This is a genomic window from Burkholderia pyrrocinia (assembly GCF_001028665.1).
Lineage (GTDB): Bacteria > Pseudomonadota > Gammaproteobacteria > Burkholderiales > Burkholderiaceae > Burkholderia > Burkholderia pyrrocinia.
In genome coordinates this window covers 2,545,869-2,572,272 of sequence record NZ_CP011503.1, presented here as the reverse complement: position 1 = coordinate 2,572,272, position 26,404 = coordinate 2,545,869, and the positions used below count along the sequence as shown (strand labels likewise).

Annotated in this window: 20 protein-coding genes; 8 read left to right on the top strand and 12 right to left on the bottom strand. The window is 69.5% G+C overall.

Features of this window, described 5'->3' with window-relative positions:
* Positions 1 to 29 precede the first annotated feature (29 nt).
* From arfB to recC, 4 genes are read right to left on the bottom strand one after another with little or no spacing between them, the layout of a single operon-like run.
* A complete protein-coding gene (gene arfB, locus ABD05_RS11805) occupies positions 30 to 434 on the bottom strand; it encodes an alternative ribosome rescue aminoacyl-tRNA hydrolase ArfB (protein ID WP_047900276.1) in 405 nt (134 codons plus the stop codon).
* Positions 431 to 2,725, bottom strand: a complete 2,295-nt coding sequence (locus ABD05_RS11800) for an AAA family ATPase (RefSeq protein WP_047900275.1) — start codon at positions 2,723 to 2,725, stop codon at positions 431 to 433. The genes arfB and ABD05_RS11800 overlap by 4 nt, the downstream gene beginning before the upstream one ends.
* On the bottom strand, positions 2,722 to 6,432 hold the full coding sequence (gene recB, locus ABD05_RS11795; RefSeq protein WP_047900274.1) for an exodeoxyribonuclease V subunit beta: 3,711 nt from the start codon (positions 6,430 to 6,432) through the stop codon (positions 2,722 to 2,724). The genes ABD05_RS11800 and recB overlap by 4 nt, the downstream gene beginning before the upstream one ends.
* Positions 6,429 to 9,767: an exodeoxyribonuclease V subunit gamma gene (recC, locus tag ABD05_RS11790; protein ID WP_047900273.1), complete on the bottom strand. Its 3,339-nt coding sequence runs from the start codon at positions 9,765 to 9,767 to the stop codon at positions 6,429 to 6,431. Before recC ends, recB begins: the two co-directional genes overlap by 4 nt.
* 182 nt (positions 9,768 to 9,949) lie before the next feature.
* Between recC and ABD05_RS11785 the strand changes: the two genes are divergently transcribed.
* Together ABD05_RS11785 and ABD05_RS11780 are read left to right on the top strand one after the other, a co-directional pair.
* A complete protein-coding gene (locus tag ABD05_RS11785) occupies positions 9,950 to 12,241 on the top strand; it encodes an FUSC family protein (RefSeq protein ID WP_047900272.1) in 2,292 nt (763 codons plus the stop codon).
* A 283-nt stretch (positions 12,242 to 12,524) separates the two neighbouring features.
* Positions 12,525 to 13,892, top strand: a complete 1,368-nt coding sequence (locus ABD05_RS11780) for an amino acid permease (RefSeq protein WP_047900271.1) — start codon at positions 12,525 to 12,527, stop codon at positions 13,890 to 13,892.
* A 147-nt stretch (positions 13,893 to 14,039) separates the two neighbouring features.
* Here ABD05_RS11780 and ABD05_RS38585 read toward each other — a convergent pair whose 3' ends face one another.
* Complete coding sequence (locus ABD05_RS38585; RefSeq protein ID WP_096472894.1) at positions 14,040 to 14,201, bottom strand: hypothetical protein; 162 nt, start codon at positions 14,199 to 14,201, stop codon at positions 14,040 to 14,042.
* 243 nt (positions 14,202 to 14,444) lie between these two features.
* On the opposite strand from ABD05_RS38585, the gene ABD05_RS11775 reads away from it, so the two are divergent.
* The 3 genes from ABD05_RS11775 to ABD05_RS11765 are packed head-to-tail and all read left to right on the top strand — an operon-like array spanning position 14,445 to position 17,944.
* Positions 14,445 to 15,488, top strand: coding sequence for a Fe(3+) ABC transporter substrate-binding protein (locus ABD05_RS11775; protein WP_047900270.1), 1,044 nt, complete (start codon positions 14,445 to 14,447; stop codon positions 15,486 to 15,488).
* On the top strand, positions 15,478 to 17,166 hold the full coding sequence (locus tag ABD05_RS11770; protein WP_047900269.1) for an ABC transporter permease: 1,689 nt from the start codon (positions 15,478 to 15,480) through the stop codon (positions 17,164 to 17,166). Before ABD05_RS11775 ends, ABD05_RS11770 begins: the two co-directional genes overlap by 11 nt.
* 4 nt (positions 17,167 to 17,170) lie before the next feature.
* Entirely contained in the window at positions 17,171 to 17,944 is a 774-nt protein-coding gene (locus tag ABD05_RS11765; protein WP_047900268.1) for an ABC transporter ATP-binding protein, read from the top strand.
* A 46-nt stretch (positions 17,945 to 17,990) separates the two neighbouring features.
* Here the strand turns inward: ABD05_RS11765 and ABD05_RS11760 are convergent, their stop codons facing one another.
* From ABD05_RS11760 to ABD05_RS11745, 4 genes are all read right to left on the bottom strand, one after another.
* Positions 17,991 to 18,461 (bottom strand): Lrp/AsnC family transcriptional regulator, encoded by a 471-nt coding sequence (locus tag ABD05_RS11760; protein ID WP_011351482.1) that lies wholly within the window; start codon positions 18,459 to 18,461, stop codon positions 17,991 to 17,993.
* 279 nt (positions 18,462 to 18,740) lie between these two features.
* Positions 18,741 to 19,382 carry an NAD(P)-dependent oxidoreductase gene (locus tag ABD05_RS11755; RefSeq protein ID WP_047900267.1) on the bottom strand — a complete coding sequence of 214 codons (642 nt, stop codon included), beginning with the start codon at positions 19,380 to 19,382 and terminating at the stop codon, positions 18,741 to 18,743.
* A gap of 126 nt (positions 19,383 to 19,508) precedes the next feature.
* Positions 19,509 to 19,964, bottom strand: a complete 456-nt coding sequence (locus ABD05_RS11750; RefSeq protein WP_047900266.1) for an Rrf2 family transcriptional regulator — start codon at positions 19,962 to 19,964, stop codon at positions 19,509 to 19,511.
* A gap of 91 nt (positions 19,965 to 20,055) precedes the next feature.
* Positions 20,056 to 20,484, bottom strand: a complete 429-nt coding sequence (locus tag ABD05_RS11745; protein WP_047900265.1) for a BCAL1086 family glycoprotein — start codon at positions 20,482 to 20,484, stop codon at positions 20,056 to 20,058.
* Between the two features lie 194 nt (positions 20,485 to 20,678).
* Here ABD05_RS11745 and ABD05_RS11740 point away from each other — a divergent pair, with 194 nt between their 5' ends.
* The 3 genes from ABD05_RS11740 (at position 20,679) to ABD05_RS11730 (ending at position 24,601) form a co-directional block, all read left to right on the top strand.
* Entirely contained in the window at positions 20,679 to 21,014 is a 336-nt protein-coding gene (locus tag ABD05_RS11740; RefSeq protein WP_047900264.1) for a hypothetical protein, read from the top strand.
* 263 nt (positions 21,015 to 21,277) lie between these two features.
* Entirely contained in the window at positions 21,278 to 22,471 is a 1,194-nt protein-coding gene (locus ABD05_RS11735) for an ammonium transporter (protein ID WP_047900263.1), read from the top strand.
* Positions 22,472 to 22,636: 165 nt separating this feature from the next.
* Positions 22,637 to 24,601: a PhoX family protein gene (locus ABD05_RS11730; RefSeq protein ID WP_047900262.1), complete on the top strand. Its 1,965-nt coding sequence runs from the start codon at positions 22,637 to 22,639 to the stop codon at positions 24,599 to 24,601.
* A gap of 199 nt (positions 24,602 to 24,800) precedes the next feature.
* On the opposite strand, the gene ABD05_RS11725 is transcribed toward ABD05_RS11730, so the two are convergent.
* The 3 genes from ABD05_RS11725 to ABD05_RS11715 are packed head-to-tail and all read right to left on the bottom strand — an operon-like array spanning position 24,801 to position 26,404.
* A complete protein-coding gene (locus ABD05_RS11725) occupies positions 24,801 to 25,436 on the bottom strand; it encodes a hypothetical protein (protein WP_063847280.1) in 636 nt (211 codons plus the stop codon).
* Positions 25,433 to 25,822, bottom strand: coding sequence for a type II secretion system protein (locus tag ABD05_RS11720; RefSeq protein ID WP_047900261.1), 390 nt, complete (start codon positions 25,820 to 25,822; stop codon positions 25,433 to 25,435). The genes ABD05_RS11725 and ABD05_RS11720 overlap by 4 nt, the downstream gene beginning before the upstream one ends.
* Before the next feature lie 9 nt (positions 25,823 to 25,831).
* Entirely contained in the window at positions 25,832 to 26,404 is a 573-nt protein-coding gene (locus tag ABD05_RS11715; RefSeq protein WP_047900260.1) for a type II secretion system protein, read from the bottom strand.

Genomic DNA, 26,404 nt, shown 5'->3' with positions numbered 1-26,404 from the left:
GAGCGTGCGGCCCTCCGGCCATCCATTCGTCAGTCGACCACCTTCCCTCTTCCCGACTTCACCGTGCTGCGGCGCGACTTGTGCTCGAGCCGTCGCTCCTTCGACGCGCGCGTCGGCCGCGTCGCGACCCGTGCGCGCGGCGTGAACGCGACGCCGGCGATCAGCGCATCGAGTCGCGCCAGCGCGGCTTCGCGGTTCTTCTCCTGCGTGCGGTATTCCTGCGACTTGATCACGACGATGCCGTCGCGCGTGATGCGCTGGTCGGACAGTGCGAGGAGCCGCTCCTTGATGACCGGCGGCAACGACGACGCGCGGATGTCGAACCGCAGGTGGATCGCGCTCGACACCTTGTTCACGTTCTGCCCGCCCGCGCCCTGCGCGCGCACGGCCGTCCATTCGACCTCCGCCGGATCGAGCGTATAGCGGATCATCATCGCGAAGCCTCCGTGCGTCGCCGTGCAATCGCCTCGTCGACGCGGGCCGCGAGCCCCGAATCGCGCTGCGTGCGCGTCGCGACCGCCTGCGCCAGCACGCGCCGCGGCCCGATCACCTGCACGCGCGTGCGTGCCCGCGTAACGGCCGTATAGACGAGTTCGCGCGTGAGCACGCGGCCGAACGATGCCGGCAGCACGAGCGCGGCTTCGTCGAATTCCGAGCCCTGCGATTTGTGGACCGTCAGCGCGAACGCCGTTTCGTGCGGCGGCAGCGCGGCCGGCGACACGGCGCGCGCGGTGCCGTCCGCACGCCTGAACCACACGCGCAACACGCCGTGCGCGTCGGGCAACGCAATGCCGATGTCGCCGTTGAACAGCCCGAGCGCATAGTCGTTGCGCGTCACCATGATCGGCCGTCCGGTGAACCAGTGCGCGCCGACCGCGAGCGGCACGCGCGCCGCATGCCGCACGTGCGCGGCCACGAGCGCGTTGACGTGCTCCGCGCCGCGCAAGCCGCTGCGCGTTGCGCACAGGATCCGGAACCGGTTGAGCGCATCGAACAGCGGCAGCGGATCGGGCACCGGCGCGGCCAGCACGCCGCGCAATGCATCGAGGTAGGCGCCGAACCGCCGCGCGAGCCGCTCGACCGTCGACGACGCGAGCGACTCGCCCGCATCGTCGTGGAACGACGCGGCAGCCGCGTCGTCCGCGGGCAGCGCGTCGAGCGCAGCCTGCACGTCGCCGCGGCGGATCGCGAGCGACAGCCGCCCGATCGGCGAATCGAGGCCGAAGCGGTAATTGCGTTCGAGCCACACGACACAGTCGGCGAGCGGTGCCGGTGCGGGCGTGGCGGGCGATGCAGCGGGTTCGCCAGGCAATGTCGACGCCACCGACACAAGCGCCGCGTCGCCTGCGTCGAGCGGCGGCAGCTCGACGGCGTCGAGCCATGCGAGTTCGTCGACTTCGATCCATGCAGGTGCGCTGCCCCCATCGCCGATATCGCCTGCATCGGTCAATGCCGGACCGGCGGACGCCGATGGCGTGACGTCGGCCGCGGCAATCGCGTCGTCCTGCGGCTCGTCGTCGAACAGCGACGCCTGTCGCGCATCGGCGCGCGGACGCGACGCCCGTTTGCGCGAAGCGACGGCAGATGCCGAAGCGGAAACCTGGGCCGGTGCCGCAGTGGAAACCGGATTCGCAGCAGGCACAGTCGCCGCTTCGTCCGGCACCGGCAACGCCGCGACGAACGCCGCCTCGTCGATGCCGAGCGCCAGCGCGATGCGCGTGCGCGCCGCGGCGGTAAACGCCGGCCGCGCGCTCAGTTCCGCGAACACTGCACCCGCCTCGACCGCGGCCAGTTGATCCTTGTCGCCGAGCAGCACGAGCCGCGCGCCCGGCGCGAGCGCGTCGAGCAGATGCGCGGCGAGCGCGACGTCGATCATCGACGCCTCGTCGACGACGATCAGGTCGTACGGCAGCGGATTGTCGCGATGATGCCGGAAGCCGGCCGCCCCGCCGCCGCCCAGCAGGCGATGCAGCGTGTACGACGTGTCGGGCAGGCGCGCCGCGAGTTCGGGCGGCAGGTCGCCGGCCCGTGCATGCAGCGCTTCCTGCATCCGCTGCGCGGCCTTGCCGGTCGGTGCGGCCAGCGCGATGCGCAGCCCCGGGTGCGCGTCGAGCAGACAGGCCAGCACGCCGACGACGGTCGTCGTCTTGCCGGTGCCGGGGCCGCCGCTGACGATCGTCACGCGGCCCGTCAGCGCGACGATCGCCGCGACGCGCTGCCAGTCGACGTCGCCGGTCGCGGGCCCGAAGTAACGCGCGAGATTGTCGCGCAACCGGTCGGGCGACAGCCCTTCGTCCGGCGCCGCGACGCCGGCCTGCGCCACGAGTGCATCGGCCAGCCGCCGTTCGTAATCGAAATAGCGCGACAGGTACAGATGGTCGTGCCGGTCGACGATCAGCGGCCGCTCGTCGCCGCGCGCGAGCGTGCCGAACGCGACCACGCCGCTCGCGGCGAGCGCCGCGCGGATCTCGTCGAGCGGTTCTTCGTAGCGCTGCGCGAGCGCGCCGAGCGCGACGCACACGTGGCCGCCCGCGGTCGCGCGGCTCGTCGCGAACGCGGCGCGCGCGGCCCAGCGCGCGGCCGCGGCCGGTGCGCCGGCGCGCCGCGCGAGGTCGCCGATGCGGCGCGCGAAACCTTCCGCGAGCGCAATGCCGAAATCGGCGGGCTCGGGCAGCCGCGCGACGAGGCCGCCGGTAAATTCGAGCAAGTCGTCGGACGCATTCATGCGCGGCCCCCTTCCATCATCCGGTCGAGTGCGTCGACGAGCGCGCGTCCGGGCCGCCGCGCATGCACGCCGGCCGGCTCGCCGCCGCTGCGCCAGTCGGGCCGCACGCCCCGCACGAACAGGTACAGGTAGCCCGCGATATGCGTGTCGTAGTCGTAATCGCGCAACCGCCCGCGCAGGTAGCGATGCAGCGCGACCGTGTAGAGCAGCGCCTGCAGGTGATACGCGTGATCGGCCATCGCGACGTCGAGCGCGCGCGGGCCGTACGCGTCCGGCGTCGTGCCGAGATGGTTCGACTTCCAGTCGACGATCCAGAAGCGGCCGTCGTGTTCGACGATCATGTCGATGAAACCCTTGATGAAACCGGCGAGCATGCCCGCCTCCAGTGCAACGTCCGGGTAGCCGTGCGCGACCAGCAGCCGGCGCAGCGCCGCCAGGTCGAGCGACGGCGCCGGGAACAGGAACCCCATTTCGTCGAGCCGCTTCGCGGGATCGAGATCGGCAAGCCGCATGCCCGGGACTAGTTCGGTGCGCACGACGTCGTCGACGAGCCGCGCCATCATCGTCGGCAGGCGCGTCGCGAGTTCGGGCTCGGCCTCGACCGGCCGGTCGTGCAGCGCGCCGAGCGCGGCCTTGTGCCACGACTCCGGTTCCGTGAACCGGCTGAGTTCGAACAGCCGGTGCAGGCACTCGCCCGCCGCCGCGCCGCGCGGAAACACGAGGATGTCGTCGTCAGGCGGTTCGGGCGCAACCGTATCGGCCAGGATGAACTCGCCGTCCGGCGCCACCTCGGCAAGTGCATCGTGGTCGGGCCGCAGTTCGTCGTCGGGCACAGCCGCGACGCCCGCCTCCTCGCGCGCCATCGACGCGGTCAGCGAGCTGAAGCTCGCCATCCGCCACGCATCGCGCAGCACGCGCGTCGCATGGCGCGCCGCAAGCGTCTGCGATGCGTCGTGCCCGGCCGCGAGACGCTCGCGGCGCGCGGGCACCGGCAGCGGCGCGACGCTCACGGGGCCACCTGCAAGCGCGTGCCACGCGGCGTCGAGCGCGGCTTCGTCGGGCGGCTCGTCGAGCCACGCATCGAACGCGTGGCCGGCGCCCGCGACGAGCCAGTTGAGCACGCTGCGCCGCGCTTCGCGCGTCGAGCGAGACGACAGGTATGGCCCGGCGACGACGTAGCTGCGATAGACCGCGCGCGTGAGCGCCACGTAGACGAGCCGCGCGCGTTCCGCGGCCTGCTCGCGCAGCGCCTGCCGCGCCGCGTGCGCAGCCGCCTCGTCGTCGCATCCGTAATGCAGCACCGCGTCGCCCGCGTCGTCGTGATACTCGCGCGCATCGGGCAGCGCGGACGCCGGCGGCTCGCGCAACCCGCCGTCGTTCAGGAACGGACAGAACACGATCGCGTATTCAAGGCCCTTCGACTTGTGCACGGTCACGATCTGCACGAGGTTGCGATCGGATTCGAGGCGCAACTGCGCTTCCTCGCCGCCGCCGTCGAGCCGTTGCGCAGCGAGCCAGCGCAGCGTCGGCGCGATGCCCGGCTGAGCGGATGCGCGCGCCTGCGTCAGCTCGGCCAGGTGGTTGATGTCGGTCACGCGGCGTTCGCCGTCCGCGCCGGCCATCAGCCGCTCGGCAATCCGCAGTTCGCGCGTGAACGTGCGCCACATCACCGCGAAACCGCGTTCGCGCCACAGCAGCCGATACCGCGAGAAACGCTCGACCCAGCTCATCGCGTCGGCACTGTCGGCCGCGGACGCTTCGTGCGACGCATCGCCGTCGCCTTGCTCCATCCGCCACAGCGCGCCGGCATCGAGGCCGAACCAGTCGGCCGCGAGCGCCGCGCGCAGGCGCCGCAAGTCGCCCGGCGCGTCGATCGCCGCCAGCACGCGTTCGAGCTGCTCGGCGTCGCCGGTCGAGAACACCGATGCCTGCGCCAGTTCGACGCTGCCGATGCCCCACGTGGCGAGCACACGTTTCACGAGACTGCCCTGCCGGTGCGTCTGCACGAGCACCGCGATGTTGCCCGGCGACAGCGGCGTGTCGCCCAGCCGCACGCGCCCTTCGCGCGCGCCGCGCATCAGCCGTGCGATCTCGGCCGCGCAGGCCTGGGCGGCCTGCGCCTGCGCATCGCGCTTGAGCAGCGTGCCTTCGCCGCCCGGCAGCGCCCAGACCCGGAAATCGCCGGCCGGGCCCGGATCGGTTTCGTCGACGAACGGCGCACGCACGCGCGTGCCGGCACGCACCGCGTAATAGTCGAGCCCGTCGAGCACGAACGCGCGCGGATTCGACATGAAGAAGCGGTTGCACGCATCGACGATCGCGGGCGTCGAGCGCTGGTTGACTGCCAGCGTGTAGCACGCGCTCGCGCTCGCGCGTGCCGCAAGATAGGTATGCAGATCGGCCGCGCGGAAGCTGTAGATCGCCTGCTTCGGATCGCCGACGAGGAACAGCGGCCCGCCCGGCGCGAAGATGCGATCGAAGATCGCGAACTGCAGCGGGTCGGTATCCTGGAACTCGTCGATCAGCGCCGCCGGATAGCGCACGCGCAGCGTCTCGGCGAGCCACGGATGCGCATGCAGCGCGTGGTACAGGTTCGCGAGCAGATCGTCGAACGAGACGACACGCCGCGTACGCTTGCGCTCGGCCAGTTCGCCCGGCGCCATGTCGAGCCATTCGGCGATCAGCGCGAGCCAGCGCGCGCGCTGCGCGGCCTCGGCCGCCGCCACGGCCGCTTCGAGCGCGTCGGCCACGTCGAAGAACGCGTGTTCGGGTGTCGCGCCGCCTTTTTTCGTCGCTTTCACGAGCGCGGTGCGCGTGAGCTTCAGTGCGGCCTTCGGCAGCGCAGCCGTCGCTTCGCCTTGCGCGAAATGCGCGGCCCACGCGGCGAGCGCATCTGCAACCGCATCGGGCTTGTGCGAGCGCTGGTTGAGCGCGGGCTGCGCGGTGCGCAGCAACGCATCGATCGCCTCACGCTCGGCCGCCCACATCCGCGCCGCCTCGGCGAAGCATTCGGCCGCGGCGGCCTCGGCCGATTCGTCCGGCTCGGTCACGCCGTCCCAGCGCAGCGCGGCGAGCGGCTTCTTCAGCCGGCGCGCGAGCTGCGCATCGAGCGCGGCCGGGCCGGCGCCCGATTCGACGAGCCAGGTCGCGAAGCCCGGCCAGCGCGCGGCCGCCGGTTCGACGCGCGTGCGCCAGAAGTCCGCCGCAAGCTCGAAGCGCAGCGATGCGTCGTCGGCCTCCATGTCGAACGCGAACGGCATCGCGGCCGCGAACGGCGCTTCCTGCAGCGCGCGCTGGCAGAACGCGTGGATCGTATGGATCGCGGCCTGGTCGAACGCGCGCAGCGCGCGCCGGATCCGCTTCTCGGCGATTTCGCGATCGATCGTGCCGCCTTCGCCGAGCGTCGTTTCGAACAAGCGAGTGATAAACGGATCGCTACCGTCGTCGCCTTTCGCAAGCACGTGCGCGAGCTGCGCGAGCCGGCCGCGAATCCGCTCGTGCAGTTCGGCCGTCGCCGCCTTCGTGAAGGTCACGACGAGGATTTCGTCCGCGCCCAGATCCTTTTCGAGCAGCAGGCGCACATACAGCGCGCAGATGTTCCAGGTCTTGCCGGTGCCGGCCGACGCCTCGATCTGGTTGACGCCGTCGAGCGGGCACGCGAACACGTCGAGTTCGAGCGCCGGCTGCGGCTGCGACACGGCGCTCATGCGACCTCCTTCAGATGTTCGACGAGCGGCTCGAACACGAGCCGCGCGAGCGTGCCGAACGGCTCGTCGAGCGATGCATGCGCACCGCGCCACGCGATCGCGATGGCCGGATCGTCGGCTTCGCTCACGACGCGCTCGTTGATCCAGACGCTCGCGGCCTTGGCCTCGCCGTCGGACACCCTCGCCCACGCACTGCGCGGGAAAAACCGCAGCGGCATGCGCCGCCCTGCGCGAAACAGCGCGGCAAGCGGCGCGAGCCGCTCGAGCGGCGCCGCGACCGGCGTGAGTTCGAACGCACCGCCGCTGCCGAACCACAGCGTACGGCGCGGGCCACCCGGCTCGACCGCGCAATAGACGAGATGCGCGAGCCACGCGGACAGGTAGTCGCGCGCGCTTGACCGTGCATAGCGGTAGATGATCTGCCCGGCCGGCGTGAGCCGGTTCAGCGTGCCGTGCAGTTCGAGCGGCGCGCTCACCGCATCGCCCGACAGCATCGCGTCGTCGGCGCCGAACAGCGCCTGTTCCGTGTCGGGCCACGCAGGCACGACGACGAGCGAAAACGGCCGCCGCTCGATGCCGTCGGCCAGCGCGCGGCGCACGTTCGACGCAAGCTGCGTCATCGAGCCGAGCGCCTGGTCGCGCCACACGGCGCCCGTCGCACCGCCCGGCAGTTCGGGGCTCGCATCGGCAATGCGCAACGCATGATCGTGCGCGGCCCCATCATCCGATTCGATCAGGAGCGGCAGCACGCGTTCGGCGAGTGCGTCGCTGCCGGCGAAGTCGAGCGTGAACGGCTCCCTGTCGAGCAATTCGGCCTGCGCGTCGGCGAGCACGATGCCGAGCCGTGCGCGCAGCAGCGCACGCGCGGGATGCCGCCAGAAGCGCTCGAACTCGCTGAACACGACGGGCTCGACCGGTTCGGCCGGCAGCGGCTGCGCGAAGAACGGCAGTTCGCGCGGCCCGTCGCGCGACGCATCGGCGGCCAGCAGCGACGCGAGCGCCGCACGCTCGGCGTCATAGGAAACGAGCCCGCTGCCGGGCTGGAAATACGCGGCCGCGAACGGTTGCAGCGGATGCTCGACGATGAACGCACGTCGCGCGGCATCGACGGCGTCCGGCGCCGCGTCGGGCCCGGCCGTGACGAGCGCGAGATGGTCGAGCAGTTCGTCGACGAGCGCCGCCGGCGGCAGCGGTGCGTTGTCGCGGATGCTGCGGCCCGTGTACGCGATCAGCAGCCGATCGCGTGCGGCGAGCAGCAGGTCGAGAAACAGGTTGCGCTCGTCGTCGCGGCGCTGCCGGTCGCCGAGCTTCGGCAACACGGCCATCAGGTCGAATTCGTCCGCGCGCGCAAGGCTCGGCAGCACGCCGTCGTCCATCCCGAGCAGGCAGACGACGCGGTACGGCAGGCCGCGCAGGCTCGTCAGCGACGAGAACGTGACGCCGCCCCACGGCACCCCGCCGCGCGCCGGATCGTCGAGCGCCGCGGTCAGCCCCGCGCGGACGACGGCCGCCGGCAACGCTTCGTCGGGCGCGCCCTCCGTCATCGCGGCCAGCATTGCGTCGAGCGCGTCGCGCACACCGGCAAGCGCGTCCGCATACGCGGCGCCAGAATCGAAGAAGCGCGCGAGCGTGTCGGCGAACAGTTCGCTCCAGCCGCGCGGCGTATGGGATTCGGCGAGCCGCCGCGCGAAGCCGTCGAGATCGTCGGTAAAGCGCGCGAGCCGGCCGAGCAGCTCGGCCTCGCTGCCCGTGGCCGCCTCGATCGGCAGCCACGCGCCGACCGGCGCCGCGCCTTCGGGCATCGCATAGCCGAGAAAGAGCCGCGCGAGCGCATCGGAGAACGTATGGCGCGGCGAAGGCACGGCCGCGTCGTCGCTCGCGAGCGGCGACAGCCCGCGCCGCGCGCCGGCGGCCGCGAGCCAGGTCTGCACCGTCTCGAGCGCGGCCGCATCGATGCCGTAGCGCGCAGCCACCGCGTCGACGCGCAGCCATTCGACCAGCTCCGGCGCGCCGACCTCCCGCTCCGGCAATGCGAGCCAGTCGAGCAGCACGCGCGCGACCGGGTTTGCCTGCGACGGCGGCAGGCCGGTGATCCGGTAAGGCACGCGCGCGCCGCCGGCGCCGGCGGTGCCGAACACGGCATCGATCAGCGGCCCGGCCGCCGCGAGGTCGGCCACCGCAACGAGCACGTCGGACGGCTGCAGGCTCGCGTCCGCGTCGAACCACGCGAGCAGCCGGTCGTGCAGCACCTCGAGCTGGCGCGCGAGGCTGTGGCACACGTGCACCTCGATCCCGCGTTCGGCCGGCGGATCGCCGGCTTCGGCCTCCGGCTGCAGCTCGAGGATCGCGTTCTGCACGCGTGCGAGCCACGTCGGCGCGGGATTCTCGACGAAACGCGACGCATCGCCCGACGCAGCGCTTTCAGTCAGTTCGTGCAGCATGTGCAGTTGCGCCTGCGTCTGCCGGCCCCACTCGGCGAGCAGCGGATGGCCGACTTCCTGGTAGTCGAGCCGCCCGGCCGCATCGAGCGCCTCGGCATGCGCGGCGGTCACGATGTCGAACCAGAATTCGCGGCACGGGTTCAGCGCATAGACGCGCACGTCGATCCAGCGCGACAACTCGCGCAGCAGCGCGACGTGCAGCGGCGGCATCGTCGGCAGTGCGAACACGCTGACCGATTCCGGCCAGTCGGCGCGCGCGACCGCATCGGCATCGAGATGGCGCGCCTCGACGAGGAAGCGGTGCGCGGGCGGCGTGCCGCTGTCGCTCAGTTCCGCGAGCAGCGCGCGCCACAACGCGGCCTGCCAGCGCTCGTCGTCGCGCGCGGCGTCGCTGATCCCGCGCGGCGCGCCGTCGCCCGCGAGCACGGATTCGCCGGCCTGCCACGCGGCCAGCCATTCGGGACGATAGGTCAGGTAATGATCGAGCACGGCCGCGACGCGGTGCGCGAGTTCGTAGCGCATCGCATCGTCGGACGCGGACAGATAAGCGGCAAGCCGCGGCGACGCGAGCCACGGCGCGCCGTCGGCCGCCTGCGCGAACAGCCGGTAGCAGCGCCACACGAGGCGGTCGGGCGCGAACGGCGAACGCTTGGGCACCTCCATCACGCGGCCGATCTGCGCCCACAGCCATTGCGCGAGATACGTGAACTCGACGTTCGCACACACGCCGTTGCGCGCGGCGATGTCGAGCTCGAGACGGCGGCGCAGCGCCGCGCTCGGCACGATGACCTGCTGCGGCGCCCACGGGCCGTTGCGGGCCGGGAACGCGGCCAGATCCTCGAGCAGCGCGTCGGCCAGCGTTTCGTGACGATTCGAATAGAAGAGATGGAGCATGAGGCAGGCGTCGGGACCTCGCACCGGCCGGGCCGGGCGAACAGGGTCCCCAAGGATAGCAAATGGACCGCCGCCGCGAGCCTCGTCCGGAAAGCCAGGTTTTGCGGACCGCGAAATACGATAGACTCGTCGCCAGTCAACATGCCGCCCCCGGGCCTCTTCGTCTGCCATTCAGCCCATCGATGCGCTATTCGGTCGAAATCAGAAAGTTTTTCTACAGCCAGTACTTTTTCGGCGGCCTGCGGATCGCGGTCGGCGTCTCGCTGCCGGCCGTGCTGTGCCTGATCGTGTTTCACAACCGGGAGCTCGGCTTCACGATCTCGACGGGCGCGCTCGGCGCGTGCGTCGTCGACATGCCGGGCCCGCTGAAGTACAAGCACAACGAAATGCTCGCGTGCAGCGTGATCGGCTTCCTGGCCGCGCTCGCCACCGGCCTCGCGACACCGCACATCTTCGCGCTGTGGCTCACGATCGTGCCGCTCACGTTCGTGCTGTCGCTGATCGTCGTCTACGGCAACCGCTGGCCGCAGATCAGCTTCGCGACGCTGTTCATGATGGTGATGACGCTCGAGGAGAAATTCACGCCGCTGCAGGCGTTCGTCAACGCCGGCTGGATTCTCGCAGGCGGCCTCTGGTATACGTACTGGGCCACGCTCGTGTCGCGCTGGCAGGCGCGCCGGATCGAGCAGCAGGCGCTGGCCGAGAGCCTGTTCGCATGCGCCGACTACCTGCTCGCGCGCGCGCAGTTCTACGATCTCGATGCCGATCTCGACGAGTGCTATCGCAATCTCGTCGCCCGGCAGATCACCGCGGTCGAAACGCAGGAAACCGCGCGCGACATCGTGCTGCGCAACCTGCCGAAGCTGCGGCGCGGCAAGCTCGATCCCGGCCGCACGACGATGTACAACCTGTTCATCAACAGCGTCGACCTGCACGAGCTGTTCGTCGGCGCGCACACCGACTACCCGCTCGTGCGCAACACGTTCGGCGGCTCCGATCTCATCATTTTCTACCGCGACCTGATCCGCAAGGCGGCCCGCGATCTCGAGGAAATCGGCCTCGCGGTGCTCGAGAATCGTGCGCCGCATTCGCGGATCAGCGTGAAGGCCGAACTGCGCGCGATCGAGTACGAGATCGAGCTGATGCGCAAGAAGAACTTCGCGGCCACCAACGCGGAAGCGTATGCGGCCGTGCTGTCGACGTTCCGGCGCATCTGGAGCGCGACGCGCCTGATCGAACGGATGCGCCGCAACCTGTCCGGCCACGCCGATCCGCAGCAAACCGAACTGAAGATCGACAAGGCGCTCACGCGCTTCCTGCAGCGCCGCCGGATGTCGCCGCTGCTGATCTTCTCGAACCTGAACATGCGCTCGCCGAGCTTTCGCCACGCGCTGCGCGTGACGATCGCCGTAGCGGTCGGCTTCTGGCTCGGCCGGCTGCTGCCGCTCACGAACGCGTACTGGATCGTGATGACGACCATCATCATCCTGAAGCCCGGCTACTCGCTGACCAAGCAGCGCAACGCGCAGCGGATCGTCGGCACGCTGATCGGCTGCGCGGCGAGCATCGCGCTGATCTACACGGTGAAGGAGCCGCACCTGCTGATCGCGATCATGTTCGGGTCGATGGTGATGAGCTACAGCCTGCTGCTGTTCAACTACGCGGCGAGCGTCGTATTCACGTCGTCGTACGTGCTGCTGATGTTCCACCTGCTCGCGCCGGGCAGCATGCGGATCATCGGCGAGCGCGCGATCGACACGGTGGTCGGCTGCATGATCGCGATCGCCGCGAGCCGGCTGTTCCCGTACTGGGAATACCGGCTGATGGGCAAGCAGGTCGCCGACATGCTCGTGGCGACCCGCAAGTATTTCGAAGCCGTGTGGCGCGCCGGTCGCGGTGCGTCGCCGCCGCCCGTACCCGCCGCCGACGGCGCGGCCGTCGTGCCGGTCATCGCCGCGGCGGTCGAGACGCCGGCCACGAGCCTCGACGACGACTACCGCTACCGCCTCGCGCGCAAGGACGTGCATATCGCGTTCGCGAACCTCGGGCAGGCGTTCCAGCGGATGATGATCGAGCCGAAGGCGCATCAGCGCTTCGTGCCCGAGCTGAACGACCTGCTCGTGCAGACGCACGTGCTCGGCGCGCAGATCACGGCCGCCGCGCCGCTGATCCGCAACGCGTGCACGGCCGACGACAGCCTCGTCCATGACGACGCGCTGCAGCGCGGCCTCGCCGCCGTGCTCGACAATCTCGAGAAGGCCGAGGCCGGCGAGCCGCCGCCCGCCGATCAGCTCGAAGCATCGAAGCAGATCACGCGCGATCTCGACGCGATGGTCGTGTCGGCGGAAAAATCCGATGCGGTCGGCGCCGAGCTCACGCACGACCTGAAGGTGCTCGCGCACCAGTGCAAGCAGATGCTTGCGTCGTCGCTGCTGATCCGCAAGGACGCGAGCGTGATCCGCCTGCCCGCCTGACCCTCGACTGTTCCCGCCGGTGGCCGGCCCGCGCGCGACGCGGCTCGGCCACCGGCGTTCCCCGATTCAACGATCCCCCGAAGCATGACCCGCCCGCTCCACGCCGACGGCGCGCGACCGCCCCACCCTCTATTCCGCTCGTCGCGCCAGTCAGGGAATACCCGATTCCGGTTACCGGGCCCGGCTTGTTATCATTCGTTCACATTTAAGTTGTATAGACAACTTGAGCCATTCGGACCGGCTCCGCTCGCCCGGTCCGTCGCATAACGATATCGGAGACTCGATGAAAAACTTGCAGCGCCACCTGAGCGCGCGGCACATCCGCTTTCTCGCGCTGGGCTCGGCGATCGGCACGGGGCTGTTCTACGGCTCGGCGTCCGCGATCCAGCTCGCGGGCCCGGCCGTGATCCTGGCGTACATCCTCGGCGGCGCGGCCGTCTACATGGTGATGCGCGCGCTCGGCGAGATGGCCGTACGCGAACCCGTCGCCGGCTCGTTCGGCCACTACGCGACCGAGAACCTCGGCCCGTTCGCGGGATTCGTCACCGGCTGGACCTACACGCTCGAAATGGTGATCGTCGCGATCGCCGACATCACCGCGTTCGGCATCTACATGGGCTTCTGGTTTCCGGATGTCCCGCAATGGATCTGGGTGCTCGGGGTCGTCGCAATCATCTGCGGCCTGAACCTGTGCCACGTGAAGGTGTTCGGCGAGCTCGAGTTCTGGCTGTCGATCATCAAGGTCGGCGCGATCGTCGCGATGATCGGCGGCGGCGTCGCGATCCTGCTGACCGGCATGCACTTCGGCCATTCGGCCGACGTGCCGACGTTCGCGAACCTGTGGAACCATGGGGGCTTCCTGCCGAACGGTGTCGGCGGGCTGATCGCGTCGTTGTCGGTCGTGATCTTCGCGTACGGCGGGATCGAGGTGATCGGGATGAGCGCCGGCGAGGCGAAGGACCCGGAGCGCGTGATTCCGCGCGCGATCAACGCGGTGCCCGCGCGCATCCTGCTGTTCTACGTGCTGACGATGGTCGTGCTGATGTCGATCAGCCCGTGGACGGGCGTCGGCGGCGACGGCAGCCCGTTCGTGCAGATCTTCTCGGCGCTCGGCGTGAAGTCGGCCGCGACGATTCTCAACCTGGTCGTGATCAGCGCGGCGATCTCGGCGATCAACAGCGACATCTTCGGCGCGGGCCGGATGATGTTCGGGATGGCGCGGCAGGGCCAGGCGCCGCGCGTGCTGATGACGACGTCGCGGCACGGCGTGCCGTGGGTCACGGTGCTCGTGATGGCGGGCGCGCTGCTCGTCGGCGTGCTGCTCAACTACCTGATGCCGAAGGACGTGTTCCTGATGGTCGCGGCGATCGCGACGTTCGCCACGGTGTGGGTGTGGCTGATGATCCTGCTGTCGCAGGTCGCGATGCGTCGCCGCCTGTCGAACGCCGAAGTCGCGGCGCTGAAATTCAAGGTGCCGTTGTGGCCGGTGGCGCCGGCACTGACGATCGCGTTCATGGGTTTCGTGATCGTGATGCTCGGCTGGTTCGAGGATACGCGTGTCGCGCTGTATGTCGGCGCGGCGTGGCTCGCGCTGCTCGCGGTCGTGTTCTACGCACGGATCCGCCCGAAATTCGCACCTGCGTCACGTTGACGCACAGCTGACCTGCCTGCGCGGCGCGCCGGTTTCGGCGCCCGCTTCTTTCCCGGCTCCGCGCGGCGACTGCCGCACCGGAAGCCGCGGACTTCCCCCTTTCGCATGCACGCCGTACGCGGCCCGGCCGGGCCGCGTACCGGCACGTCAGTGCGATGCCGCGTTCGCGGCCTCGGCCGGATGGGCCTCGTCGTACGCGCGCTTCTGCGAAACCGCGTTGTACAGGATCGTCCCGATCACGAGCAGCACGGCCACGACGATCAGGATGCTCACGTTGCGGACAGGGTTCTTCTTGCGCTGATCGTTCATGGTCGGTACGTCTCCGGTCAAATTCGTCGAAGCGGGCATTCTACGCGCATGCGCCGCCGCCGCGACGTCCGGTTTCCGATCCCCGCCCCTGCCTTTCCCACCGCCTGCCGAAAGCTTTCATTTGATAATCATTCCCATTTCGATCTAGAATCCGGAGTCTTTCATTCTGTAATGTTCCGGATCGCTCGGGCGGCAGGCGCGCCCCGGAACGCTCCCTCGTCCACCTGCCCCACCGGAGTCTTCATGTCGAATCCGCGCACCCGCCTGCTGCCGTTCGCCGGCGCCCTCGTCCTTGCCGCGGCCGCATTCGCGCCGCTGGCCCATGCGGCCGAGGAAGTGAGCCTGTACACCACCCGCGAGCCGAAGCTGATCCAGCCGCTCATCGACGCGTTCACGAAACAGAGCGGCGTCAAGGTCAACACGGTGTTCGTGAAGGACGGCCTGCTCGAACGCGTGAAGGCCGAAGGCGCGCAGTCGCCGGCCGACGTGCTGATGACGGTCGACGTCGGCAACCTGCTCGATCTCGTCGACGGCGGGCTCACGCAGCCGGTGCGCTCGAAGGCGCTCGACGACGCGATTCCCGCGAACCTGCGCGGCGCGAACGGCGACTGGTATGCACTGTCGCTGCGCGACCGCGTGCTGTACGTCGAAAAGGACCTGAAGGTCGATGCGTTCCGCTACGAGGATCTCGCCGATCCGAAATGGAAGGGCAAGGTCTGCATCCGCTCGGGCCAGCATCCGTACAACACGGCGCTCGTCGCCGCGATGATCGCGCACGACGGCGAAGCCGCCACCGAGAAGTGGCTGCGCGGCGTGAAGGCGAACCTCGCGCGCAAGGCGACGGGCGGCGACCGCGACGTCGCGCGCGACATCCTCGGCGGCATCTGCGACGTCGGCCTCGCGAACGCGTACTACGTCGGTCACATGAAGAATGCCGAGCCGGGCACCGATGCGCGCAAGTGGGGCGACGCGATCAAGGTCGTGCGGCCGACGTTCGCGAACGCGAAGAGCGGCGGCACGCACGTGAACATCAGCGGCGCGACGGTCGCGAAACATGCGCCGCACAAGGCCAACGCGGTGAAGCTGCTCGAATACCTCGTGTCGCCGGAAGCGCAGGCGCTGTATGCGCAGGCGAACTACGAATACCCGGTGCGCGCGAACGTGAAGCTCGACCCGGTGATCGCGAGCTTCGGCACGCTGAAGGTCGATCCGCTGCCGCTGGCGGACATCGCGAAGCATCGCAAGCAGGCGAGCCAGCTCGTCGACAAGGTCGGCTTTGACAACTGATGCATCGTCCGCCGGCGCGCGCCGCCAGCCGTACCGGCCGCGCCTGCGGCCGCGCGCGGGCAGCCTGTGGCTGCTCGCGGCGCTGGCGATCGCCGCGGCGGTCGCGGCGCCGCTCGCGGTGCTCGTGGCCGCCGCGTTCGACGCCGATCTCGCGCACTGGCGGCATCTCGCCGAATTCGTGCTGCCGCAGGCGCTCGTCAATACGCTGCTGCTGCTCGCGGGCGTCGGCGCGATCGTGTCGATCGTCGGCACGGGCTGCGCATGGCTCGTCACCGCCTACGACTTTCCCGGCCGCCGGATGCTGACGTGGGCGCTGCTACTGCCGCTCGCGGTCCCCACCTACATCGTCGCATTCGCGTATCTCGACCTGCTGCACCCGATCGGCCCCGTCCAGGGCGCGATCCGCTGGCTGCTCGGCTTCGACAGCCCGCGCCAGTTCCGCCTGCCCGACCTGCGTTCGCTGCCCGGCGCGATCTTCGTGCTCGGCTTCGTGCTGTATCCGTATGTGTACCTGAGCACGCGCGCGATGTTCGTCACGCAGTCCGCGAGCCTGCTCGAAGCCGCGCGCACGCTCGGCGCGGGGCGCATCGCGACGTTCTGGCGCGTCGTCGTGCCGCTCGCGCGGCCCGCGATTGCGGTTGGCGTGAGCCTCGCGCTGCTGGAAACGCTGAACGACATCGGCGCGTCGGAATTCCTCGGCGTGCAGACGCTGACCGTGTCCGTCTACACGACGTGGATCACGCGCTCCGATCTCGCCGGCGCCGCACAGATCGCGCTCGCGATGCTCGCGATCGTCGTCGGCATGATCGTGCTCGAACGCTACGGGCGCCGCCGCCAGCGCTACGCGCATGGCCGGCGCATGCGGCCGATCGCGCCGCGCCGCCTGACGGGCGCGGCCGCGCTGGGCGCCGCCGTGCTCGGCTGGCTGCCCGTGCTGCTCGGCTTCGGCGCGCCGGCCGCGTACCTCGCGGTCGAGACCGGCAAGCGGCTGCATCTCGTCGGCGGCGTGTCCGCGCAGTTGATGACGGGGCTCGCGAACACGCTGACGATCGCCACCGCCGCGACCGCCGCGACGCTCGCGTGCGGGCTCGTCGTCGCATGGGCCGCGCGCGCACAACGCGACAGCGCCCGCGCGGGCCCTGCCCGCTTGTGTGCACGGATCGCGAGCCTCGGCTACGCGGTGCCGGGCACCGTGCTCGCGATCGGCCTGCTGATCCCGTTCGCGGCGGCCGACCGGCTGTTCGGCGCGATGCTCGGCCGCGACGGACTGATGCTGATGGGCTCGGCAGCCGCGCTCGTGATCGCGTACACCGTGCGCTTTCTCGCGATTCCGGCCGGCAGCATCGAGGCCGGCCTCGCGCGCATTCCGCCGTCGCTCGAACAGGCATCGCGCTCGCTCGGCGAGACGGCCGGCGGCACGCTGCGCCGCGTGCACCTGCCGCTGCTGCGGCCCGCGCTCACGACGAGCGCACTGCTGGTGTTCGTCGACGCGATGAAGGAACTGCCGGCGACGCTGCTGCTGCGTCCGCTGAATTTCGACACGCTCGCGACCTGGCTGTATGCGGAAGCCGCGCGCGGCACCTATGAGGAAGGCGCGGTCGCCGCGCTCGCGATCGTGCTGGCCGGGCTCGTGCCCGTGATCCTGCTCGCCCGCACCCGCCACAAGATCGGAGCCTGAACCCGTGAACCTGCTCGAACTCGACGACCTCTGCGTCGCCTACGACACGCCGCAAGGCCGCCGCACGGTGGTCGACGGGCTGAGCCTCGCGCTGCCGCGCGGCGACATCGGCTGCCTGCTCGGCGCATCGGGCTGCGGAAAAACCACCGTGCTGCGCGCGATCGCCGGCTTCGAACCCGTGCGCATGGGGCGCATCGTGCTGGACGGCGCGCCCGTCGCGGCGCCGTCGCTCGACGTGCCGCCCGAGCGGCGGCGCATCGGCATGATGTTCCAGGACTATGCGCTGTTCCCGCACCTGAGCGCGGCCGACAACGTCGCGTTCGGCCTGCGTCGCATGCCGAAGGCCGAACGCCGTGCGCGCGTCGCGGACATGCTCGAACTCGTCGGCCTCGCCGAATCCGGCGGCGCCTATCCGCACGAACTGTCGGGCGGCCAGCAGCAACGTGTCGCACTCGCGCGTGCGCTCGCACCGTCGCCGGAGTTGCTGCTGCTCGACGAGCCGTTCTCGAATCTCGACGTCGATACGCGCGAGCGGCTCGCGTTCGAGCTGCGCGACATCCTGAAGCGCACGGGCCATACCGCGATCCTCGTCACGCACAACCAGGCCGAAGCGTTTGCGATCGCCGACCGGATCGGCGTGATGAAGGACGGGCAACTCGCGCAATGGGACACGCCGTATGCGCTGCATCACCATCCGGCCAGCCCGTTCGTCGCGGATTTCGTGCGCCGCGACGCGCTGGCCGACGAACGTGCGCGCGCACTGGCGCGCGGCCGCTGAACCCGCGCCGCCGGCGCAAGTCGCAACGGGGCCGCGCTGTACCGCATCAAGCCGGCTCGGCAAGATCGCGCACGGGCAGCGCGGTCGAATACTTGATCTGCTCCATCGCGAACGACGAGCTGACGTCGAACAGCGGCACCGCGCGAATCAGTTGCTTGTAGACGCGGTCGTAGTCGTCGATGCCGGCGACGACCACGCGCAGCAGGTAATCGGTCTCGCCGCTCATCCGGTAGACCTCGACCACTTCCGGCATGTCGCGCACGGCCTGCGTGAAACGCTGCGCCCATTCCTCGGTGTGCTGGTTCGTGCGGATCGCGACGAACACCGTCGTGCCGACCCCGAGCTTGCGCGGATCGCACAGCGCAACCTGCGCGCGAATCGCGCCGGTTTCCTTCAGCCGCTGCACGCGCTTCCAGCACGGCGTCTGCGACAGGTTCACGCGCTGTGCCAGTTCCGCGATCGGCAGCGTGGCATCCGCCTGCAACAGCTCCAGCAGCTTGCGGTCGATGGCGTCCATTTCTCCAGTCCCTCGTAGATAGAAATTTATTCTATGCATCCTGCACAATGGGGAACAATATGGAAACCGCCTGCGTGCGTCGACCGGTATAAATACCAATCCGGTACAAGAATCCGCCGCGCGCACGATCGCGCGCCGGCACGCGTCCGCCCAAGCGAACAAGGCGACTCCCCCCGTCAAGGTGGAATCGCCTCGAGTGCTGCCCGTTGCGGCTCGCGCGCCGCGGCCGGGCCAGGCCAGGCCAGGCCGGCGCCCATGCGGCGCCAGCCGCCAGACCGCTCAATACGCGGCCGTCGCGATCTTGCGCACGAAGCTGCCTTGCTCGAGCGCATCGACGAACGCGACCGCGTAGTCTTCCGCCGAGATCTTGCTGTTGCCCTGCGCGTCCGCGATCAGCTTGCCGACGCCGGTGCGGAACGTGCCCGTGCGCTCGCCCGGTGCGATCAGCGCGGCCGGCGCGAAGAACGTCCAGTCGAGATCGCCGGCCGTCTTCAGGTAGTCGAGCGCATCGCGGTGCGCAAGCGCGACCGCCTTGTACGCTTCCGGGAAGCCTTCGCTGTCGACCAGCTGCTTGCCGGGCGCGACTTCGAGCGAACCGGCGCCGCCCACCACGACGAGCCGCTTCAGGCCCGCCTGACGCGTGCCGGCGACCAGCGCCTTCGCCACCGCGACGACCTTCGCCGCATCGTCCTGCTTCGGACCGTACGCGCTCGCGACGACGTCATGGCCCGGCAGCGCGGCCGCGATGCTGGCCGCGTCGAACAGGTCGGCCGCCTTCGCGGTGATACCGTTGCCGGCCGCACCGGGGTTGCGCGACAGCGCGGTCACGCGATGGCCGCGCCGTGCGGCTTCCGCTGCGATGCGCGAGCCGATCATGCCGGTGGCGCCGAACAGCGCGATATTCAAGGTACGTTGCGTCATATCGATTCTCCGAAAAAATGTTACCGAATTGATTACATATAAGACCGAAAAAAACGGGGCGAATCCCCCGTTGCGCCGATCGCCGCGCCTGCGCGCCGCCCGGCTTCCTGCCCTGCCCGCCGCCGGTCACCCGCCGGCGCGCCCTGCCCGTTGCGTACGCTGCTCCAGATCCAGCACGTCGGCCGTCACGTCGGTGAGCGTACGCGTGGCGAGCGATGCCTCCATTGCGCGCTGCGCGTCGTCGATATAGCCGGTCAGCGCGCCCTGGATGTGCCGCCCGACGAGGCATGCCGGATTCGGTGCCTCGCGGTGCAGCGCGAACAGTCGTGCATCGTCGACCGCGCGATACACGTCGAGCAGCGTGATCTCGCCGGGCTCGCGGGCGAGCAGCGCACCGCCGCCCGCACCGAGCTGCGACGTGGTCAGCCCCGCGGCCGCCAGCATCGACAGCAACCGGCGGATCAGTGCCGGATTCGTGTTCACGCTGCCCGCGATGATGTCGGACGACAGCGGTACGCCTTCCTGCATCGACAGCAAGGCGAGCACGTGAACGGCAAACGCGAACCGGCTGCTGGTATTCATTCCTGACTCACTCGACGACGCCGGCCCGTACTACAGCCGGCGACAATGTGAAACCATGATAGTTACATTTTGCGGATTGTGCAAGCCCGCATCATTCCCCGCTTGCGGGCTTCGCGCCCGAAGCGTTCTGCTGGCTCCACTGCTGGAGTTTCTTGCCGGCTTCCGCGATCTTTGCACCGGCTTCAGACGCCGCATGCGCGACGACCGCGGAAGCGGCTGCGTCGATCTGCGCTTGCGCAGCCGACGCGAGACCGCTCGCGGACAGCGGCGGCACGGCCGACGCCGCGGACGCGATACCGGCCTTCGCGGCGTTGATCTGCTGGTTGACGGTGCTCGCGACCTGGTCGAGCGCCTTGGCCGCATTGTTCGCGGCATCGGCGGCCGCGCTCGCGGCCGTATCGGGTTGGGCGACCGGCGCGCCGGACTTCTCGCAGCCCGCCAGCAACAGCAGCGCACCGGCAGCCACGGCCGCCAGTGCGAACCCGGGCACGCGACGCGCCCGCGATGTCTTCATGTTCATCAGCAATCTCCGGCCGCGCGTTGCACGGCCTCGTGGTTGGACCGACGTCGATGATACCGCCTGTGGAACAGGGCCAATGACGACCCGCGATTAAAAATGCCTTTCAATTTCGGATTTATCTGATTCAATCGCAGGCGCGACGCCACTAAAGTGGGCACGGTTCAATCCGTTTCGTACTTGTCCCCTTTTTCCTCATGGCTTTCCTCGTCGACTGGCTCATCGCCCTGGCCGCGCTGCTCGCCGCCACCCTGTTCCTGTGCCTGCGCCGGCCGTCGGCGCGCCGCCTGGCCGAGGCCGGACGCCCGCGCCGCGTCGCGTCCGCGCGCCTGCTCACGCAGGCCGTGATCGGCTTCTGGACGGCCGCGCTGATCGTCACGCAAGGCATCCTCGGCGCCGACGGCGACGGCCAGTCGCTCACGGGCTTCGCGGCGCTCGCGTTCGCCGCGCTCGGGCTGACGACCATCGCCGCGTACTGGTCGGCGTGCGCGTTGCGGCTGCGCCGGCCGCGTGAACTGTTCGCGCGCCACTGACGCGCCAGATCGGTGCGCAGCGGCACGCGCCGCCGCACCACGACGCACCTGCCCGCACATCGCCCGCACCAGTTCCGCACGCGCCGCACCACGCGCGTGCACGGAATGCGGCCCCGGCTCGCACCGCGCGTGCGCCGATACCGGGCACGATTCACCGGAACGCCGCGCCGCATGGTGCCAGAGCACCAATTCCACGCGACCATTCACCAAGTTGGCTCGATACTTGCGTTCCTTGCCCGTTTTTTGCGCAAGGAAGCCACGGCATGGTTGGTCTGAAATCCGGCGTCGACACACTGTTCCTGTTGATCGGCGCCGTCATGGTGCTCGCGATGCACGCGGGCTTCGCATTTCTCGAACTCGGCACGGTCCGCAAGAAGAACCAGGTCAACGCGCTCGTGAAGATCCTGGTCGACTTCTCGGTGTCGACGCTCGCGTATTTCTTCATCGGCTACACGATCGCGTACGGCGTCGAGTTCTTCGACGACATCGGCACGCTGTCGCAGCACAACGGCTACGCGCTCGTGCGCTTCTTCTTCCTGCTGACCTTCGCGGCGGCCATTCCCGCGATCGTGTCAGGCGGCATCGCCGAGCGCGCGAAGTTCAACCCGCAGCTCGTCGCGACGCTGATCATCGTCGGCTTCATCTATCCGTTCTTCGAAGGGATCGCGTGGAACGAGCGCTACGGCGTGCAAGCCTGGCTCACGCATGCGTTCGGTGCGCCGTTCCACGATTTCGCGGGCTCGGTCGTCGTGCATGCGTTCGGCGGCTGGGTCGCACTGCCGGCCGTGCTGCTGCTCGGCGCGCGCCACGGTCGTTATGCGAAGGACGGCCGGATCGCCGCGCACCCGCCGTCGAACATCCCGTTCCTCGCGCTCGGCGCATGGGTGCTCGCGGTCGGCTGGTTCGGCTTCAACGTGATGAGCGCGCAGACGCTCGACAAGATCAGCGGCCTCGTCGCGGTGAACTCGCTGATGGCGATGGTCGGCGGCACGCTCGCCGCATGGATGGCGGGCCGCAACGACCCGGGCTTCACGTACAACGGGCCGCTCGCGGGCCTCGTCGCGGTGTGCGCGGGCTCCGACGTGATGCACCCGATCGGCGCGCTCGTCACGGGCGCGGCGGCCGGTGCGCTGTTCGTCGCGATGTTCACCTGCGTGCAGAACAAGTGGCGCATCGACGACGTGCTCGGCGTGTGGCCGCTGCACGGGATGTGCGGCGCGCTCGGCGGCCTCGCAGCCGGCGTGTTCGGCCTGCCCGCGCTCGGCGGTCTCGGCGGGGTGTCGTTCCTGTCGCAGCTCGCCGGCACGCTCGGCGGCATCGCGATCGCCACCGCCGGCGGCACGCTCGTCTACGGCGCGCTGAAGGCGACCGTCGGGCTGCGCCTCGACCGCGAGGCCGAATTCGACGGCGCGGACCTGTCGATCCACCGCATCTCGGCAACGCCCGAACGCGACTGAGCACCTGACGGACGCCCGACACGTCATTACGTTTCCAATTCAAAAAACTTTCATCGAGCGTCCTTACACTTCCGTCCAGTTTTCAATTTGCCTTCGCGGAGCTTGCCGATCGCCTGCTTCCGCTTCGCGAAGGCCATTCTTCCAACAACTGAAACTGGACTCCACATGCCCGCGTTGCCCAATGCTGCCCGTCGTCAGGCCCTGAAGATCCTCGCCGGCGCGCCGATGCTGCCCCTTTCCGGCCTCGCGCTGCCGGCCCTGCTGACGGGTTGCGGCGGCGACGACAATCCGGCGTCGACGCCGGCCCCGGTCGCCGCCGCCTATACGTCCGCGGCATTCTCGGCGATGGCCGCACCCACGCTCGACAACGCGGCCGCGATGGCCACGACGACGGTCGGCTCGACGCTGTCGGTGTCGTTCTCGGACGGCTCGTCGCGCAACTTCAAGCTCGCGTACCGGCCGTTCTTCGTGACGGGCGACATGGTGCCGGACGGCAAGGGCGGCACGACGCTCGCGGGCGGCTACTACGACATCAACAACCAGCCGATCATCGACCGTTCGGTAGCCGGCAAGGAGCGCCAGTTCTATTCCGACTGCCCGGACGGCAGCTCGCTGCTCACGCTGAAGAACGCGAACGTGCCCGGCGTGAAGGGCAACACGGTGTTCGCGGTCGTGCAATTCGAATACACGACGCGCGACCAGGCCAGCGCATCGCAGTACGGCCAGTTGCCGTCGCCGATCGCGGTGCTCACGCTCGACCAGGATCCGGCCACCGGCGCGCTGAAGGTCGTCAAGTACCACAACGTCGACACGTCGAAGGCGCACGGCCTGTGGATCACCTGCGGCGCGAGCCTGTCGCCGTGGGGCACGCACCTGTCGAGCGAGGAGTACGAGCCGGACGCGACCAAGGCCGCGACCGACGCGCAGTTCAAGGCGTTCAGCAAGAACACCTTCGGCGACGAGACGAAGGCGAACCCCTACCACTACGGCCACCTGCCCGAGATCACCGTGAACGCGGACGGCACGGGCACCGTGAAGAAGCACTACTGCCTCGGCCGCATCTCGCACGAGCTGATCCAGGTGATGCCGGACCAGCGCACCGTGATGATGGGTGACGACGCAACCAACGGCGGCCTGTTCATGTTCGTCGCCGACAAGGCGGCTGACCTGTCGGCCGGCACGCTGTACGTCGCGAAGTGGACGCAGACGTCGTCCGCCGGCGCGGGCACGGCGACGCTCACGTGGATCAGGATCGGCCACGCGACGAGCAGCGAGATCGAAGCGCTCGCGAACACGCTGAAGGCGTCGGACATCATGGACCTGACGACCACCGACCCGAACGATGCGAGCTACACGAAGATCCACTTCGGCGGCAAGTTCAACTGGATGCGCGTGAAGCCGGGCATGGAAAAGGCGGCCGCGTTCCTCGAGACGCACCGCTACGCGGCGCTGCTCGGCGGCAGCATGGCGTTCACGAAGCTCGAAGGCACGACCGTCAACGCGAAGGACAAGATCGTCTATACGGCGATGTCGCGGATCGAGACGTCGATGGTCAAGGGCAACGCGGTGTCGCGCGACGTCGCGGTCGACAAGAAGATCGCCGCGGGCGCCGTCTACGCGCTGAACCTGAAGGGCAGCCAGCGCGACACGACGGGCAGCGCGATCGACAGCGAATGGGTGCCGGTCGACATGGGCGCGCCGGCCGCGCTCGTCGGCGAGGATCTCGCCGCGGCCGACGGGCTCGGCAACCTCGCGAACCCGGACAGGATCGCGAACCCGGACAACCTGAAGTTCTCCGAAAAGCTGCGCACGCTCTTCATCGGCGAAGACTCGGGCATGCACGTGAACAACTTCCTGTGGGCCTACAACGTCGACACGAAGTCGCTCGTGCGCGTGCTGTCGTGCCCGGCCGGCGCCGAATCGACGGGCCTGCACGCGGTCGACGAGATCAACGGCTGGACCTACATCATGAGCAACTTCCAGCACGCGGGCGACTGGGAAACGCCGCTGCACGACAAGGTCAAGCCGACGCTCGACCCGCTCGTGCGCGCGAACTTCAAGGACCGCTTCGGCGCCAGCGTCGGCTACCTGACGGCCGAGCAGACCGGCATCAAGCTCGCGAAGGCCTGAGCGCTTCGCGCGAGGGGGGCTTGCGCGCCTGGCCGGCCGCCCCTGGCCCGGCGCCCCTAACCGGGCGTCCCTGGCCGGGCGCCCCTTTCTTCATCACCGTTCTTTCGTCGGCGCTCCACGCCGGTTTGTGCGCGATGCCCAGTGCGGGCGTCGCGTTTTTTTGCGCGCGCGCCGGGGGCGCACGGCGACCGGTCGCCCGTCAACGCAGGCCGGACGGCGCCCGCCCCGGCAGGTAGCCGCCCGCGAACCCGGACAGGCTCGGGAAGCTCGCCGCCTGGGCAGGCGCAGCCGCGGACGCCGGCGCCGCGTCGCTGGCCGGCAAGCCGAGGCCGGGTGCGAGGTACAGAAACTTCCACTTGCGGTAGGTCTTCTCGCCCTCGAAGTCCATGTATCGCAGCGGAAATCCCGCCCGCTTGACCGTCGCCTGATCCGCGTTGCTGTAGACGCCATAGAAACGATCGCCCCGCCACAGGAACGCCCAGTCGTTCTGTCCGGTAATCGGATCCCGATACGCGCGGCGCAGATGATGCATCGGCTTGACGAACCGGTTGTCGTCCAGCAGGTCGTCGACGGTTTGCGGGTACGCGCGCGCCAGACCGTAGTAGCGGATGATCGCCTTGCGGTACTGATCGCCGGCGAACAGCAGTTGCCGCTCGTCCTCGCGGCGCCGTTGCAGCGACCAGACATCCAGCGCCCCTGCCAGTGCGATCGACATCAGCATCAGTGCGATCAGCAGCGCCAGCAGCACGAGCCCGCGCTGACGCGCGGCACGCGGGCGGCCGCGCATCGCGCGCGCGTGCGCGCCGTCGCGTGCCGTCCGGCCGGCCCGGCTCATTTCGCCGCTCCAGTCGCGCTCGGCGGCGCACCCTGCGGGCTGCTCGCGGGCGCCACGTCGTAGACGCCCGGCTTCGACTCGTCCGGCGACGCGACCGCCGCCCATTTGTCGTCGCCATTCACCGGATCGAGCGGGACTGAACGCAGATAGTGCTTCGCGACCAGTTCGTCGAGCGTCTCCGGGTACTGGCCGTTGTCGCCGTAGTATTGGTCGATCGCATTGCGCATCACCGCGATGTTCTGCTGCCGGACCTGTTCCTTCCCGCGCTCGATGCTGTGCATGTAGCGCGGCACGGCCAACGTCAGGAGCAGGCCGATGATGGCCATCACGACCACGATCTCGATCAGCGTGAATCCGCGCGGCCTGCGCGTGCGAGCGTGTTTCATGTTGCACCGTCACCATTGTTTGTACGGGATGCCGTTGATGCCGACGGCCGCGGATTTCGACGTCACGTCGAACACGTCCTTGCCGGCCTCGGTGCTCCCGGATGGATCGCCGCCCGGCGGACCGCCGGCCGCCTGATCGCCGGCCGCCGGATCCAGCGGCGTGCCATAGGCGCGCACGTCCCAGGTCTCCTCGGCGGGCGTGTCGGGATCGCCCGCGAAGAACGGATCGCGCGGCACCCGACGCAGGAACATCAGCAGCCCGCCCTTCGGATCCCGGGCGTTCTTCACGCCGGTCACCAGCACGGCCAGCGACGGCGGATAGCCGGACGCTTCCGCTTCCTTTTCGATCTGCCCCGCATCGCTGGCGTCCTTGTACGCGTCGAGCGCGGTGCGGATCTCGCGCAACGCGGCGCCCAGCTCGTGCTCCTTCTGGCGCTGCACGGCCAGCTCGGAAAACGGCATGACCGCGAGCGCGAGTATCGCCACGAGCGCGAGCGTGATCACCATCTCGATCAGCGTGAAGCCACGCTGCCCCGGACGGCCGGTGCAGCCGCTGCGCGTCGTGCCGGTCCGGGTAGCCAC